The sequence below is a fragment of the Rhizobium leguminosarum genome (genome assembly GCF_001679785.1).
In the GTDB taxonomy this organism is placed as follows: Bacteria; Pseudomonadota; Alphaproteobacteria; order Rhizobiales; family Rhizobiaceae; genus Rhizobium; species Rhizobium leguminosarum_R.
The window spans coordinates 5,003,524-5,019,500 of record NZ_CP016286.1 but is presented as its reverse complement, the minus strand read 5'-3'; the positions used below and the strand labels follow the sequence as shown (position 1 = coordinate 5,019,500).

The 15,977-nt window shown below is 63.1% G+C and carries 14 protein-coding genes; 6 read left to right on the top strand and 8 right to left on the bottom strand.

Annotated features, from left to right (window positions below; genetic code table 11):
- Positions 1–2: 2 nt before the first annotated feature.
- The 3 genes from BA011_RS24355 to BA011_RS24345 all read left to right on the top strand — a co-directional run bounded on the left by BA011_RS24355 (position 3) and on the right by BA011_RS24345 (position 2,369).
- Positions 3–644, top strand: a complete 642-nt coding sequence (locus BA011_RS24355; protein WP_065282332.1) for a 2-dehydro-3-deoxy-6-phosphogalactonate aldolase — start codon at positions 3–5, stop codon at positions 642–644.
- Positions 641–1,528 (top strand): SMP-30/gluconolactonase/LRE family protein, encoded by an 888-nt coding sequence (locus tag BA011_RS24350; RefSeq protein WP_065282331.1) that lies wholly within the window; start codon positions 641–643, stop codon positions 1,526–1,528. Before BA011_RS24355 ends, BA011_RS24350 begins: the two co-directional genes overlap by 4 nt.
- 229 nt (positions 1,529–1,757) lie before the next feature.
- Positions 1,758–2,369 (top strand): PRC-barrel domain-containing protein, encoded by a 612-nt coding sequence (locus BA011_RS24345; protein WP_065282330.1) that lies wholly within the window; start codon positions 1,758–1,760, stop codon positions 2,367–2,369.
- Positions 2,370–2,440: 71 nt separating this feature from the next.
- Here BA011_RS24345 and BA011_RS24340 read toward each other — a convergent pair whose 3' ends face one another.
- Positions 2,441–3,805, bottom strand: coding sequence for a putative bifunctional diguanylate cyclase/phosphodiesterase (locus BA011_RS24340; protein WP_065282329.1), 1,365 nt, complete (start codon positions 3,803–3,805; stop codon positions 2,441–2,443).
- Positions 3,806–3,958: 153 nt separating this feature from the next.
- Positions 3,959–5,677 (bottom strand): response regulator, encoded by a 1,719-nt coding sequence (locus BA011_RS24335; RefSeq protein WP_065282328.1) that lies wholly within the window; start codon positions 5,675–5,677, stop codon positions 3,959–3,961.
- A gap of 183 nt (positions 5,678–5,860) precedes the next feature.
- On the opposite strand from BA011_RS24335, the gene mutL reads away from it, so the two are divergent.
- Both mutL and BA011_RS24325 read left to right on the top strand, forming a co-directional pair.
- Positions 5,861–7,663 (top strand): DNA mismatch repair endonuclease MutL, encoded by a 1,803-nt coding sequence (gene mutL, locus BA011_RS24330; RefSeq protein WP_065282327.1) that lies wholly within the window; start codon positions 5,861–5,863, stop codon positions 7,661–7,663.
- A 172-nt stretch (positions 7,664–7,835) separates the two neighbouring features.
- Positions 7,836–8,066 (top strand): DUF2093 domain-containing protein, encoded by a 231-nt coding sequence (locus tag BA011_RS24325; RefSeq protein WP_003545832.1) that lies wholly within the window; start codon positions 7,836–7,838, stop codon positions 8,064–8,066.
- 93 nt (positions 8,067–8,159) lie between these two features.
- On the opposite strand, the gene lpxK is transcribed toward BA011_RS24325, so the two are convergent.
- From lpxK to BA011_RS24295, 6 genes are all read right to left on the bottom strand, one after another.
- Positions 8,160–9,224: a tetraacyldisaccharide 4'-kinase gene (gene lpxK / locus BA011_RS24320; protein WP_065282326.1), complete on the bottom strand. Its 1,065-nt coding sequence runs from the start codon at positions 9,222–9,224 to the stop codon at positions 8,160–8,162.
- Positions 9,225–9,316: 92 nt separating this feature from the next.
- Positions 9,317–10,039, bottom strand: a complete 723-nt coding sequence (locus BA011_RS24315; protein WP_065282325.1) for an HAD family hydrolase — start codon at positions 10,037–10,039, stop codon at positions 9,317–9,319.
- A 9-nt stretch (positions 10,040–10,048) separates the two neighbouring features.
- Positions 10,049–11,368 (bottom strand): lipid IV(A) 3-deoxy-D-manno-octulosonic acid transferase, encoded by a 1,320-nt coding sequence (waaA, locus tag BA011_RS24310; RefSeq protein ID WP_065282324.1) that lies wholly within the window; start codon positions 11,366–11,368, stop codon positions 10,049–10,051.
- Between the two features lie 172 nt (positions 11,369–11,540).
- Positions 11,541–11,786, bottom strand: coding sequence for a DUF4170 domain-containing protein (locus BA011_RS24305; RefSeq protein WP_003556856.1), 246 nt, complete (start codon positions 11,784–11,786; stop codon positions 11,541–11,543).
- Positions 11,787–11,847: 61 nt separating this feature from the next.
- Complete coding sequence (locus BA011_RS24300; RefSeq protein ID WP_065282323.1) at positions 11,848–12,657, bottom strand: 3'(2'),5'-bisphosphate nucleotidase CysQ; 810 nt, start codon at positions 12,655–12,657, stop codon at positions 11,848–11,850.
- 15 nt (positions 12,658–12,672) lie between these two features.
- On the bottom strand, positions 12,673–14,019 hold the full coding sequence (locus BA011_RS24295) for a TldD/PmbA family protein (RefSeq protein ID WP_065282322.1): 1,347 nt from the start codon (positions 14,017–14,019) through the stop codon (positions 12,673–12,675).
- A gap of 119 nt (positions 14,020–14,138) precedes the next feature.
- Between BA011_RS24295 and BA011_RS24290 the strand changes: the two genes are divergently transcribed.
- Complete coding sequence (locus BA011_RS24290) at positions 14,139–15,953, top strand: monovalent cation:proton antiporter-2 (CPA2) family protein (RefSeq protein WP_065282321.1); 1,815 nt, start codon at positions 14,139–14,141, stop codon at positions 15,951–15,953.
- Positions 15,954–15,977 lie beyond the last annotated feature (24 nt).

The window sequence follows — 15,977 nt, the reverse complement described above, 5'->3', positions numbered from 1 at the left end:
CGATGAACCGTATCCCCTTCCCCGACATGAAGCGTCCGCTGATCGCCATCCTTCGCGGCATCCGGCCCGACGAGACTGAAAGCGTTGTCGGCGCTCTGATCGACAATGGCCTGGCGGCGATCGAGATCCCGCTCAACTCGCCGGAACCGTTCAAATCCATCGAGCTCGCCGCGAAGATGGCGCCACCCGAGGTGCTGATCGGCGCCGGCACAGTGCTGACCATCGAGGCGGTCGACAGCCTGCATGCAGCTGGCGGCAAGCTGCTGGTCACCCCGAATGTCGAGCCTGAGGTGATCATCCGGGCGCGCGAATACGGCATGGTGACGATGCCGGGCGTCTTTACGCCGACGGAGGCGCTGGCGGCTGCGCGCGCCGGCGCCACCGGTCTCAAATTCTTTCCGGCCAGCGTGCTTGGCCCTTCCGGCATTACGGCGATCCGGGCAATCCTGCCGCCGGAGCTGACGATTGCCGCCGTCGGCGGTGTGTCGGACAAGAATTTCGGCGATTACACCAAGGCCGGCATCTTCGCCTTCGGCCTCGGCACCAGCATTTACAAGCCGGGAATGACCGCATCAGAGGTTGCCGAGCGCGCCAAGGCGACCATTTACGCCTATGATGCAGCCATTGGGAGCGTGAACGTATGACCGATATTTATGAGTTCGAGGGCAAAACACTTTGCAATACCAATTCCGTCCTCGGCGAAGGTCCGACCTATGATCCGGACAGCAACACCGTCTGGTGGTTCAACATTCTCGGCAAGGAACTGCACGAGCTCAATCTTTCGACGAGCGAGAAAAAGGTGCACCCGCTGCCTGTGATGGCGAGCGTGCTGGCCCGCATCGACGCCGGACGTCAGCTGATCGCGACGGAGGAGGGACTCTTCGTGCGCGATGTGGCAAACGGCAACCTCACCTTCTACGCCGCGCTTGAAAACGACAGGCCGGAAAACCGTTCGAACGACGGCCGCACCCATCCTTCCGGTGCGCTCTGGATCGGCACGATGAGCAAACGGGCGGAAAATCAGGCCGGCGCCATCTATCATGTCGCCAGCGGCAAAGTGACGAAGATCTTCAACGGCATCAGCATCCCGAATTCGATCTGCTTTTCGCCTGACGGCACGGTCGGCTATTATACGGATTCCCGCATCAACCGGCTGATGCGCGTCATGGTCGATCCGTCGACCGGCCTCCCCTCGGGCGAGCCGATCGTGCTGGTCGACAGCATGGACGAGCCCGGCAGCATCGACGGCTCGGTGGTCGATGCCGACGGCTATCTGTGGAATGCGCGCTGGGGCGCCGGCGTCGTCGACCGCTATAGTCCGGACGGTCTGCGCATCTCGCGCTATATGGTTCCTGCCGTCCAGCCCTCCTGTCCTGCCTTCATCGGCGTCAATGCCGACCGCCTGGCGGTAACGACCGCCTGGGAAGGGCTGGATGAAGATGCCCGTTCGGCGCAGCCCAGTGCCGGCGCGCTGCTGGAACTCGGCATCGACGTCAAAGGCGTGTTCGACCCCGTCTATGTGATCTGACTTTTGCTTGCCATCGGTGATTAGAGGCGCCCCTTACCGGGGCGCTTTCTCGTTTTGGCGGCCACTCTTCGATAAATGTTCCGTGAGAATCGAGAAATTTTCCGTGTTTTCAACGGGAACCAATCGCGCCACCAGCCATTTTCCTTTCGAACTGACGCGGCAACGAGACCTGAAAATAGGTGTTGCCGGGTTAGCGGTTACTCTAAAGAAAAACGAAGGTAGGTTCGAAATGACACGCAAACTCTTGACGACCGTTGCCGCTGGCGCACTGTTTGCCACGGCTTTCGCACCGGCGGCATTTTCGCAGACGGCACCGCAGCCTGCGGACCCCGCCGCTCCGACCCAGGCGGCTCCCGCCGATCCGGCAGCACCGAAGCCGATGACGCCTGACGTCACCAAGCCCGCAGGCGATGCCGCACAGGCTCCGGCCCCGGCACCGACGGCAGATACGGCTCAGGCCGCCTATCTGACGGAACAGTCTCCGGACCAGGTGAGCGCCAACACCTATATCGGCCAGTCGGTCTATAACGGCAACAATGAAAGCATCGGCAGCGTCAACGACCTGATCATGAAGAAGGACGGCGGCATGGTTGCCGCAATCGTTGGCGTCGGCGGCTTCCTCGGCATCGGCGAAAAGAATGTCGCCGTGCCTATGGAAAAGATCACCGTCGCGCAGAACACCCAGGACGGCAGCGTCAAGCTGACGACCAGCGAAACGGCGGAATCGCTGAAGGCCGCACCTGAGTTCAAGACGCTGGCAATGCTGGCGGCCGAAAAGGCTCCGGCTCCGGCTGCGACCGGTACCGATACCACGGCAACCGGCTCGACCACGCCTAAGTAATCCGCGCGCGGTCGTATAGCGTAGGCGATGGCGCTCTCAGGGGCGCCATCGTTTTATGCGGCGCCATCGCTTTATGCGCTGGCACGCTCCATCATGGTCGGATCGTAATAGTTCTCGTGCAGGAAGCGCAGCGTGGCGATACCGTCGGCCGGACGCCCGAAGTGATAGCCCTGGCCCATGCCGCAGCCGAGCGTGCGCAATTTCACCGCCTCCGCATAATCCTCGATGCCTTCCGCTACGACTTCCAGCTGCAAGCCCTCGCACATGGTGAGGATCGCCTTGATGATGTGTTCGGAGGCGCGATCGGAATTGATGCGCGAGACGAAGGCACGGTCGATCTTGATCTTGTCGAAGATGAAGTCGCGCAGGCGCCCGAGGCTCGACTGGCCGGTGCCGAAATCGTCGAGCGAGATGCGCACACCGGCGGCGCGCAGATCGGCGATGATGCGATGGGCGGTATCGGCCGAACTCATCACCGCGGTCTCGGTGATCTCCAGCTCCAGGCGATGCGGATCGAAGCCGACGCGGCCGAGGATCGACAGGACGCTGCTGCTCGTGCCCGGATCCATCAGCTGGGCCGAGGAAAGATTGAACGACAGGAAGAGTTCGCGCGGCCAAGAGAGCGCTGCCTCGGCGGCTTTGCGCAGCAGCGCCTCCGACAGCGCGTCGATGAAGCCGCGCTCCTCGGCGAGCGGCACGAAGACGCCGGGCGAGACGAAGCCGAGATCGGGATCGTTCCAGCGGGCGAGCGCCTCGAAGCCGACGACCTGATTGTTGGACAGCGAGACGATCGGCTGGAAATGCACGTCGATCGCGTCGGAGATGATGGCGTTTCTGAGCGCCTGCTCCAGCTGCGTCGCGCGCTTCATCTCCTGGGCGATTTCGCGCGAATAGACGGTGATCTGGCCGCGGCCGCGGCGCTTGGAACGGTAGAGGGCGGTTTCGGCGCTCTTCAGCAGCTCCTCGCAATCCTCTCCGGCGAAGGGATAGATGGAAAAGCCGAGCGAAGCGGAGAGACGGACGTTGCGGTCACCGAGGTCATAGGGAGCCGACAGCACCTCGCGGATCATCTGGCCGAATTTCTCGGCACTCGCCCGCTCGAAGATCAACGGCAATACGAAGGCGAATTCGTCGCCATCATGGCGGGTAACAAGCGCGCCGTCAGGAATGCAGGCCCTCAGACGATGGGCGACCTGGCAGAGGATTTCATCGCCGGCCGTCGAGCCGAACAGATCGTTGATCGGCTTGAAACTGTCGAGGTTGACGATGCCGATGGTGAAGGGAGCCGGATCGCTGGCGCGCTCAGCGGAGATCTGCAAGACCTTGTCCCGCATGCGATTGCGGTTGCCCAATCCGGTCAGCGGATCGGTATAGGCCATCGCCTGAAGCTCATTCTGACCGACGGTCAAGAAAGCTATGTCCGCCGATTTCATCATCCAAACCCGAGCTTTCCTCCGGAGCCATGCAGAAGAATGACCGGCAGGTCTTAACAATTCGATAGTAAATCAGCGGCATAGCCGCCTGAACCTCCCCAAAATCTAGGGAGTTGACGGGTATTTTGGCGCCTGCACACTTTTGCGCGACATGCTTCAGTTTTGGGCCCGCATGGCCTCATTCATTAGATATTTCTGAAACACAGTCTCCAGCATGTCAGGGCTGACGGGTTTCATGATGACGTCGTCCATGCCTGATTTGACGCATTCGGCGCGGTCACGCTCGAAGGCCTGGGTGAGCACGCCGATGATCGGGGTGCGGGTGCCACCGCCGGTTTCCTCCATCTGCCGGATGAGGCGCGCGGCCTCGAAGCCGTTGAAGCCCGGCAGGGAAATATCCATCAGCACGATCTGCGGCCGGTGCTCGGCCCAGAGGCGCACGGCCTCGTCGCCGGTCGCCGCAAGCATGTGGCGATAGCCGAGACCTTCGAGGATCTGTGAAAAGACGATCTGGTTGATATCATTGTCTTCGGCGACGAGAACCTGCAGGCCGACCGGATCGTCGGAAATGCTGATTTCCCAATCCGCATCCGAACCGGCGCTGCGGCTGCTGCGATTGAAATGGCGGGCGATCTGGAAGGTGAGCTCGTTGGCGATCTGGAAACCGTCCATGACGAGCGCCGGGATGCCGTATTGCTCGGCAAGCTCGAGGCAGCGCATGCCCATCTGGTTGTCGATGATCAGAAGATCGAGCGAGATGCCGGAGGAGGTGGCGATTTCCAGGAACCGCTCCTCTTCGTCCTCGCCGCGGACCGAGCAGGATTCGAAGCCGTATTTCGTCAGCGTCCGCAGCGCGGCGGTCTCGGCGGCGAGGTCGGCCGTGACGACGAGGACCTTGCGGCCGGAGAAATTCTCCGGAACGATCGCTTCCATCGCCGCCGGTTCGCGCCGTGCGATGCCGGTTGGTACCGGTACATAGGCCCGTCGATAGCTTTGATTGCTGGAGGCGGTGATCGCGGACGCTTGGTCGAACTCGTCGAGATCGGCGCCGTCGCGCGGCAGGTCCTGCATGGTCGACACCAGGAAATAACGGCCGGGCTTGCCGATGCGGTGCTTGCGGCTGACGATATCGCGCTCGATGCCGTCGCGGGAGATCTGTCGCTGGCGGGAGACGGACATCTCGCCGGTCTCCAGCACATGGCGGTCGCTTTCTTCGAAGCGCTTGGCGATCTCTTCTGAAAAAAGATCGCCGCTCTTGCGCCCAAGCACCTCGTCGGCGCTTGTCTGATATTTCTCGCAGAAGGCGAGGTTGACCGCGACATAGGTGAGGTTGCGATCCTTGACGAAGAGCGGGAACGGCAGATTGTCGAGAATGTCCTCGGTGAGCTGCACCCGCTCCAGATCGGAGCGCCATTGCTCTTCGCGCTTCTTGTTCTCGGAAATGTCGGAGATGATGGTGACGCCGTAACCGCCGGGCAGCCTGCGCTTGACGAAGCGGACCCAGCTATCGGCACCGTGGCGCTCGACGGCGTCGAAGCGCTCGCGCCAATGCGAGGCGATTTTCTGCGACAGCCAGTCTTCGCGGTTCAGCGAGCCACCCTGCCTGACATCATACTGCTGGCGAATGCCGGTGTCGTACATCGCGCCGAGGAAATCGCGAAGCCGCGTGCCCGGCTTCAGCATCTCGGCGGGCAGCGGAAAGAACTCGAGAGTCTGGCGGCTTGCAAAGATCAGATGATCGTTCTTGTCGTAGATAATGAAAGCTGCGGAAAGGCTGTCGCACACCACATCGAAAAGCGCCGTCTGCAGATCGGCCTCGGCGGGAGCCCCATCGATTTCTGATGATGTGTCCGCCTTTTCGAAGCCGGCACTCATTCTGTTGCGTCCCACATCTGTTCGATTTCGCAGCTTCCGGAGGTATGTGATTAGAAATGCCATTTTTATGTTAAAACCGGCTTAACATTACCTATTCCCAAATTTGGGGGAGCCCCGGATCACGTTTCGGGAAAGCCTGTCGAAACCCCTTCCCTCCGGCCCGCGAATCCCCGAAAATAGCCCATGGCCATCAGACAGCTTTCCGAAACGCTCATCAACCAGATCGCCGCCGGCGAAGTCATCGAACGGCCGGCGAGCGCTGCCAAGGAACTGATCGAAAACGCGCTCGACGCGGGCGCGACGCGCATCGAAATCGCCACGTCAGGCGGCGGCAAGGCGCTACTGCGCGTCAGCGACAACGGCTCGGGAATGGACGCGGCCGATCTGGAACTGGCGGTCAGGCGCCACTGCACCTCGAAGATCTCAGAGACGCTCGAGGATATCCGCACGCTCGGCTTCCGTGGTGAGGCGCTGCCCTCGATCGGCTCGGTCGCGAGGCTTAGCATCGCAAGCCGCAGACGCGACAGCGCCGGCGGCCACGAGATCGCCGTTGCCGGCGGCAAGATCGCGCATCTGCGCCCAGCCGCCGCCAATCCCGGGACGATCGTCGAAGTGCGCGACCTGTTCTTCGCCACACCCGCCCGGCTCAAATTCCTGAAGACGGAGAAGGCCGAGGCCGGCGCCATTACCGAGATCGTCAAGCGCATGGCGATCGCCTTTCCTGCCGTACGCTTTGTGCTGTCGGGCTCGGACCGCACGACGCTGGAATTTCCAGCGACCGGTGACGATCATCTGGGGCGCATGGCGCAGGTGCTCGGCAAGGAGTTCCGCGACAACGCCATTGCGCTTGACGCCGTGCGCGAAGAGATCTCGCTGACCGGCTTTGCCGGCGTGCCGACCTTCAATCGCGGCAACTCCGCTCATCAATACGCCTTCGTCAACGGCCGGCCGGTGCAGGACAAGCTGATCCTCTCGGCGATCCGCGGCGCCTATGCCGAGACGATCCCATCCGGACGCCATCCGGTGGCGGTGCTGTCGATCACGCTCGATCCCGCTCTCGTCGACGTCAACGTGCATCCGGCAAAATCCGACGTGCGGTTCCGCGACCCTGGCCTGGTGCGCGGCCTGATCGTCGGCGCCATCCGCGAGGCCTTGGCGCGCGACGGCAGCCGGGCGGCGACGACCGGCGCGAGCGACATGCTGCGCTCCTTCCGCCCCGGCTTCCAGCCGAATAGCCAGCGGCCGCAAACGGCATGGTCGGCCGAAACGTCGCCCTCCCGGCCCTATCAGCCGACAACGGGTTTCGGCGAGCGGCCACAGGCGTCCTTCGACGGACTTTCGATGCCGACGGCGCGGGCCGAGCCGCAGTTTTCGCCGCAGCCGGCAGCCCCTGAACCGACCGCGCGGTATCCGCTCGGCGCGGCGCGGGCGCAGATCCACGCAAATTATATCGTCGCCCAGACTGAGGATGGGCTCGTCATTGTCGATCAGCATGCCGCGCATGAGCGGCTGGTTTTCGAAGCGATGCGCAAGGCGCTGCATTCGAAGCGGCTTGCCTCGCAGGTGCTGCTCATCCCCGAGATCGTCGACATTCCGGAAGAGGATTGCGACCGGCTGATGCAGCACGCGGCCGAGCTTTCCGAACTCGGCCTGGCGGTCGAGCGTTTCGGCCCCGGGGCGATTGCCGTGCGCGAGACGCCGGCAATGCTCGGCGAGGTCGATGCGCATGGGCTGATCCGCCAACTTGCCGACGAGATCGCCGAATGGGACACGGCGTCGGGCCTGTCGGCCAAGCTCGAATATGTGGCGGCGACCATGGCCTGTCACGGGTCGGTGCGCTCCGGACGACGGCTGCGGCCGGAGGAAATGAACGCGTTGCTGCGGGAGATGGAAGTGACGCCCGGCTCCGGCCAGTGCAATCACGGCCGGCCGACCTATATCGAATTGAAACTCAGCGATATCGAGCGGCTTTTCGGCAGAAGCTAAAAAAGCTGGAAAAGCGGCCCTTGCGGGAGTATGGCAAACTAAAGCGTGTTGCGATCTTTCAGATCGCTTGGCCCACGCTTTAGGTCTTTGGTGTTCCGCATGTCGTGATCGCAAAACCGCGGCACAGTTTTGCGTGACATGCTCTAATGACAGACTGCAGGGAACGGAGCGCATGAATTTGTTCGAAGGGCACGGAAACCGCGAGGCGAAGATCCGGTATCTCGATGGCGATTTCCAGATTCTCTCGCCCGGCTCCTATGTCGTCTGCGCGATGACGGGGAAACAGATCCCGCTCGACGAATTGCGTTATTGGAGCGTCGCCCGGCAGGAGCCCTATGCCGACGTGATCTCGGCCATCGATGCCGATAAACGCGCCGGCGTGCTGCCAAACCAGCGGCGCTAGACCGGCTCAGCTTTTCGTGGAATTGCAGAACGGCTCTCGCTTTTTACGCAATTCCCGGCAAAACCGCTTCGCGCTTTGCCTGGGAAACCCGCTTCATACTTTTTCTGGAATCGCTTTAGCCGCAGTCTTGATCTCCCGCAGCCGGCGCTCGCGGCAAGCGACGATCGCCCGGTCGATGATGAGGCTGGGGGCGAGGTGATCCTCGAAGACCATGTCGACCTCGATCACCCGGCTCTTTTCGACGAGCCGCGCCGCCTTGCCGTGATGACCGGAAAGGCGGACGAAATCCTTGGAGGTGGTGACGATCAGGAGGCCTTGACGCTCGGCGGTCGTCAGGATGTCGTCGATCTCCTCCTCCGTCAGGTGCTCGTGATCGCCGAAGGATTTGGCGACGACGATCTCGGCGCCGCGGGATTCAACGGTGCGGAAGAATTTGGCGGGATCGGCAATGCCGGCAAAGGCGAGCACCTTCGTGCCGGCCAGCGTATTGTCGCCGCGGACTTTCAGCGATGCGGTGAAATAGGGCTTTGCCGCGCGCGCCGCCATGCGGACGATCCTGTCGGCGGCATTGCCGCCACCGACCTTCAGCAAAGCGGTTGCGGACCGCAGCTGCTGGCGGATCGGCGCGCGGACCGGGCCACCCGGCACGATATGGCCGTTGCCGAGGCCGCGCGTCGCGTCGATGACGAGCAGGGCATAGTCGATCGCCAGCCGGGCACTCTGGAAACCGTCATCCATGATGATGAGATCGGCGCCCTCCGCCACCAGCCGCGCAGCACCTTCGATGCGCCGGCGCGAAATCACCGTCAGCGCTTCCTGGGCAAGCAGCAACGGCTCGTCACCGACGGCAATCGCCCGGTGATGATCGGGGTCGACGACGGTGGTCACATCGAGCGAGCCGCCGTAACCCCTGCTGAGAAAGCCGGGCTTCAGCCCCTTCGCCTTGGCGGCGCGGGCAATCGTCAGCGCCGTCGGCGTCTTGCCGGCGCCGCCGACGGTGAAATTGCCGACGCAGATAACGGGAACCGGAACCGAGGCGCGGCGCGCATGGGCCATGCGGTGGCCGGCGATACGGCCATAGAGAAAAGAAAGCGGCAGCAGCAGCCAGGCCCGCCAATCGGCTTTCCTCCACCAGAACGGTGGCGCTTCGGATATCATCTTGCCGTCCCGCTCCCCTGCCCGGCCACAGAATTTTCGTTTCCCGGCCGGATTGAGAAGCCAAAACCTGAAAAAATGCAAGCCCTTACCCGTCAGGCCGGCTGCAGGTCCGGCAGCAGGGTCTCGATGGCGGTGATATCGTCGAGCACATGATCGGCCGCGGCGGCAAGCGTCTCCCGCGAACCGGTGCCGGTCAGCACCGCGATCCTCAGGCCGGTGCCGGCATTCAGACCCATGTGCAGATCGTGGTTGTTGTCGCCGACCATGGCGACCTCTTCAGGCAAAAGACCGGTCGCGGCGCAGAAGCCGAGCACCATGCCCGGCTCCGGCTTGACGCCGAAACCGCTGTCATAGCCGGCGATGTAATCGATATAGCGGGCGAAACCGAAACGTTCCGCCGTCTGGCGGATCGACCGCTCATTGTCGCTGGAGGCGACACCGAGCTTGAAGCCGCGCCGATGCAGCCGGGCGAAGAAGCCCGCGAGGTCGGTCACCGGCACGGAAAATTCGGCGGCGCTGGAAAAAAGGTCGTCGAGGCGGATCGTCAGTTCGCCGACATCGACCATCGAGCCCGCCGCAACGAGGCCCTCGGCGATCTGGCGGGTATTGCCGGCGGCAAGCAGGCTGTCGGGAACGATATGGCCGGTCACCGGATCCATGCCGCAGGCCGACAGCAGCCGGTCGGCGAGAAGCTGATCCCCTTTGGCGGCGATGCGGGCAAGCTCGCGGTTGACCGGCAGCCAGCTCTCGTCATAATCGAGCAGCGTGCCATCCTTGTCGAAGAGAATGCCTTTGATAGGGGACGCTGCCGACATCTTCGCTCCTCAGACCTGGGCCACGGCCTTGGGCAGCAGCCGCGCCTTCACCGTCAGCGGATTGATATAGGGTTCCAGCCCCTTTACCGTCGCCGTCAGCGCGCCGCGCATCTCGTGCACGGCGGTGATGCCGGCCTCGATCATATTGCGGCGGGCGTCGTCGTTGATCAGCAGATAATGCACGCCCTTGGCCAGCATTTCGGTATCGCGCACCATGCGGGCGCTGCCGCTGCGGGCAAGCTTCTGATAGGCATCGCGGAAATTCTGCACATGGCCGCCGGAGAGAATGGCGCAGCCGAGCATGGCGGGCTCCAGCGGGTTCTGGCCGCCTTCGGCAAAGAGCGAACGTCCGACGAAGGCGATTTCGGTCAGGCGGAGATAGAGGCCCATTTCGCCGATCGTGTCGCCGAGGAAGATATCGACATCGGCGGACAAGACATCGTCGCGGGTGCGGCGGGCGACCTTCAGCCCCTGCTTGACGAGCGCTGCCTCGATCTCGTCGCTGCGCTCGGGATGGCGCGGCACGATGATGGTCAATTGACGGTCGCGCTCCCTGAGCGCCCGGTGAACGATGGCGGCGGCATTCTCCTCGCCGTCGAAGGTCGAGATCGCCGCCCAGGTCTTGCGCTCGCCGATCTGCTTCTTATAGCGGGCGAAGACAGCGCTGTCGTAAGGCGGTGCGTCGGTATCGACCTTCAGATTGCCCGAGGTGATGACGGGGACGGCGCCGAGATCGCGGAAACGTTCGGCATCGACATCCGACTGGGCGATGACGAGGGCAAGATTCTCGAACAAGGCTTCAGCGATCGCCGGGCGGCGGCGCCAGCGGGCAAAGGAGCGGTCCGACATGCGGGCATTGATCAGGATCTGCGGAATGCGGCGTCGGCCGAGCTCCAGCACAGTTGCCGGCCAGATCTCGGATTCGGCGATGATGGCGCAATCGGGCTGCCAGTAATCGAGGAAGCGGCTGACGGAGGGCTTCAGGTCGAGCGGCACATATTGATGGATCGCTTCCTGGCCGAGGCGCTCGGCGGCGAGCTTGGCCGAGGTGATGGTGCCGGTCGTCAGGATGACATGGATGTCACGGCGGCGGATTTCACGGATCAGCGGGATGACGGCGTTGGTTTCACCGACGCTTGCGGCATGGAACCAGATAAGCGGCCCCTGCGGCCGGTTGGCGCTCGGATAACCGAAGCGCTCCAGGCGGCGGGCCCGGTCTTCCTTGCCCTTGGCCGTGCGGTAGGTGATATAGAGGCCGACGACTGGAGAGGCCACGGTTCCCGCCAGACGATATGCGCTCAGACCGAACCGCGCCATCCGGGAACTCATCGCGCCAGCCTCCGATCAAAACCGATCGACATCAAACCCATTCCCCAATTATCGTTGCGGCCGCAATGGCCGATTAATTTGTTCAGAATGCGTCAAACAATCCGGATCGACGAGCGCGCCCGATGCAGCAAAGGCCGCTCGAGGAGCGGCCGGCCGGCGGCACTTGCTAAGTTCAGCCCTTGGGCTTTTCCTGCGGATCGAGCAAACGATGCATGTGGACGATGAAGTAGCGCATATGCGCATTGTCGACCGTCTGCTGCGCCTTCGCCTTCCAGGCCGTCAGCGCCGTGGCATAATCCGGGAAAATGCCGACGATATCGAGACCCTGCAGGTCACGGAACTGGACGTCATCGAGGCTTTCCAGTTCGCCGCCAAAAACGAGATGCAGAAGCTGCTTCTTGTCACCGGAGTCAGTCATTTTTTCTTCTCTTTCTGCCTATTCTCCTCCGCCACCCATCTGCGGGATTTTGACGGAAACGTCAACTGTCTCGTCGTCCCGCAAAGGCCGCGAGGAATTCACCGAGGCGGGGCGTTGGCGCCGCACAGAGGACCTTGTGGGTGACTTCGGCGCGATTGTAGACGATCGGTTCGCCTTCGATGTCGACGAGGCCGCCACCGGCGCAGACAAGGATCAGATCGGCAGCGGCAAGGTCCCAATCATGTGAATTGCCCTTGACGAAGGTGCCTTCGAGACGACCGTCCGCCACCATGGCGATACGATAGGCGAGCGAGGGAATGTATTTCTCGCGCGTCACCCGGTCGCGGAACGCCAGCGGAAAGGTCTTGAGCAGGTCTTCGCCGATCGCAAGGCGGCTCATCTCTTCCGGCCCGGCGGCCGAGACGGTGAAGGGCACGCCGTTCTTCAGCGCCACGCCGCCCTCGACCGCCTCATAGAGCTCTTCGAGCGCCGGGGCATAGAGCACGCCGGCGACCGGCCGGCCGCGATGAACCACCGCGACGCTGACGCACCAGACCTTCTGCCCGCCGAGGAAGGCGCGTGTTCCGTCGATCGGATCGATGATGAACAGCGTCTCGCGTGAGAGACGGTCGGCATCGTCGTCGGTTTCCTCCGACAGCCAGCCATAATCCGGCCGGGCCTTGCGCAGGATGGTCTCGAGCGTCTTGTTGGCGGCGAAATCGGCGGCGCTGACGGGAGAACGGTCCTCGTTCTTCCACCAGACCTCGGGAGACTGGTTGAAGAAGCCGAAAGCAACGGCGCCCGCCTCTTTCGCAGCATCGACGATCAGCGTCAGATCGCTCTGCCAGCGGGCCTTTTCCTTATCGTTCATCCCGTCATCCGTTTCTCAGCGCCCTGCGAGTGTCATGCCTTCGATGGCGAAGGTCGGGGCCGCGACGCCGAACTTGCGGTCGATGTCGTTTGCCGGCGTCAGGCGCATGAACATCTCCTTGAGGTTCGAGGCGATCGTCACCTCGGAGACCGGGAAGGTGAGTTCGCCGTTCTCGATCCAGAAGCCGGTGGCGCCGCGGCTGTATTCGCCGGTGATCATGTTGACGCCGTGGCCGATCAATTCGGTGACATAAAAACCGTTGCCAACGCTGCGGATCAGATCCTCCGGCGAAATGTCGCCAGGTTCCAGGGCAAGGTTGGTGGAGGAAGGCGAGACGGCGGTGCCGCCGCGCACGCCGCGGCCGTTGGTTTCGAGACCGAGTTCGCGCGCCGTCGAGGTCGAAAGGAACCAGTGCTTCAAGACACCATCCTCGATCATCACCAGCCGCTCGCCGGACACGCCCTCGCCGTCGAAGGGCCGCGAGGAAGGCCCCCGCACGATCAGCGGATCGTCGGTGATCGACAGGCCTGACTTCAGCACCTGCTGGCCCATCTTGTCGCGCAGGAAGCTGGACTTGCGGGCGACGGAAGCACCATTGATCGCACCGGCGATATGGCCGACGAAGCCGCGGGCGACACGCGGGTCGAAGATGACGGTGACGTCCTTGCCGGTCGGCACCTGGCGCGGATTGGCGCGCTTGATCACCCGTTCGCCGGCGCGACGGCCGATTTCAGCGGGATCGTCTAGTTCGGCGTAGTAGAGGCGGCTGTCATAATCATAGTCGCGCTCCATGCCGGTGCCTTCGCCTGATATGACGCTGACGGAATGGCCGAAACGCGAAGCCATGTAACTGCCTTCGAACCCGTGCGAGGTGGCAAGAACGAGGCCGCCCATGCCGGCAGAGGCGCCAGCCCCGGAGGAATTGGTGACACCCTTGACCGCAAGCGCGGCTGCTTCAGCGGCAAGAGCCGCCTCGCGCAGCATCTCGGAGGAGACCTCGGTGGTATCGAGCAATTGCAGGTCGGGATAGGATCTCGAAAGGCTCGCCTCATCCGCCAGGCAGGCGAAAGGGTCTTCCGGGGAAACCTTGGCCATGGCGACGGCGCGTTCGGCCAGCGCCTGAAGATCGAAGCCCGGATTGGCCGAAACGCTGGCGACCCGCTTGCCTATGAAGACGCGCAGGGAAAAATCGTCGTTTTCGGAGGATTCCGTTCCCTCGACCTTGCCGAGGCGGACGCTGACCGATTGCGAGCGCGACCGGACGACGACGGCATCGGCGGCATCGGCCCCTGCCTTCCTTGCCAGATCGATCAATTGACTTGCGCGGGAAAGAAGTGTCGAGGAATCAATTTCAGAGGACATGATTTGGCCTTTCCTTCGGCTTCCATTTATTGTGCACTCTCCCAAGCATCAAGGCCGCCGTCTCCGATTCTTTACCGGGGCTGCCTGCGTGCTCCCCGCCGTTGAAAGAAATTGTCAGCATGTCAGCGCCCAATGCCCTTTTTTCCGAAACGATCCTGCTGCTTGGCGGGGCGGTGGTCGCCGCTCCGATCTTCAAGAAACTCGGGCTCGGCACGGTGCTCGGCTATCTCGCCGCCGGCATCGTCATCGGCCCGGTCTTCCACGGCATCACCGATGGCGAACAAATCCTCGCCGTCGCCGAACTGGGCGTCGTCTTCCTGCTGTTCATCATCGGACTGGAGCTGAAACCCACCCGCCTCTGGCAGATGCGGCGCGATATCTTCGGCCTCGGCACGGCGCAGGTGGTGCTGACGGGGCTGGCGCTGACCGCGCTTGCCTGGTTTTCTGAGGTTCTCGACTGGCGCGGCAGCATCGTTGCCGGATTTGGCCTGGCGCTGTCTTCCACCGCCTTCGCCATGCAGATCCTCGAGGGCGACGGCGACGTCAATACGCGATACGGGCAGCGCTCCTTTTCGATGCTGCTGTTCCAGGACCTGGCGATCGTACCGCTGCTGGCGCTGATCACCATCCTCGACGGCGGCGACAAGGGCAGCAACGCGCCGCTGCTGGATTTCGCCATCGCCGTCGGCGCGGTTGCGGCGATGATCGTCATGGGACGTTACCTGCTAACGCCGCTCTTCCAGATCATCGCGCGGACCGGGGCGCGCGAGGCAATGATCGCGGCTGCCCTCTTCGTCGTCATGGGGTCGGCGAGCCTGATGCAGCTGGCCGGGCTCTCGATGGCGATGGGCGCCTTCCTTTCCGGCGTGATGCTTGCCGAATCCTCTTACCGGCACGAGCTGGAGGCGGATATCGAGCCGTTCCGCGGCGTGCTGCTCGCTATCTTCTTCATCGCCGTCGGCCTGTCGCTGGAACTCGACGTTCTCGCCGACAACGCGCTCTTCGTCATCGTCGCCGTGCCGATCGTCATGGCCGTCAAGGCGATCGTCATCTATGGGCTCTGCCGGATCTCCGGCTCTCCACACGACGATGCGATCCGCATCGCCTTCCTGCTGCCGCAGGGCGGCGAATTCGGCTTCGTGCTGTTCACCACGGCGGCTGCAGCCGGCCTGATGTCGACGAGCACGGCCTCGCTGCTGGTCGCGATCGTCACGCTGTCCATGGCGCTGACGCCGATCGGCTCGGCCCTTTCGAAGCGGCTGCTCAACGGCGACGAGCAGGAGGAGCTGGACGAGGATTTCGAGGGGGCCGGCGCCGATGTGCTGATGGTCGGCTTCTCGCGTTTCGGCCAGATCGCCGCCCAGATCCTGCTTGCCGGCGGGCGCAGCGTCACCGTCATCGATTTTTCGGCCGACCGCATCCGCCAGGCCTCCTCCTTCGGCTTCCGCATCTATTTCGGCGACGGCGCCCGCAAGGATGTGCTGCGCTCGGCCGGCATCGACCGGGCGAAGATCGTGCTCGTCTGTACGCAGAAGAAGGAAATCACCGACAAGGTGGTAGAGCTGGTGCAGGCCGACTATCCGCACACCCGGCTCTACGTGCGCTCCTACGACCGCGTCCATTCGATCGAACTGCGCAATAAGGGCGTCGACTACGAGCTGCGCGAAACGCTGGAATCGGGCCTGCTCTTCGGACGGCGAACGCTGGAGGCGCTCGGCGTTTCCGAGGTCGACGCCTACGAAATCGGCGAGGATATCCGCAAGCGCGACGAGGCGCGCCTGGTGCTGCAGGTGTCCGAAGGGCTGCAGGCCGGGCGCGACATGCTGTTTTCCCACCCCGTCCGCCCCGAACCGCTGGTCAAGCCGAAACGCGCCGCCGATCCCTTCGAGGAGGATCCGCTGGCCGGAACCGCGGATGCGACGGCGGATGCCTGATCGCCCCTGACCGGCTTGCTAAAT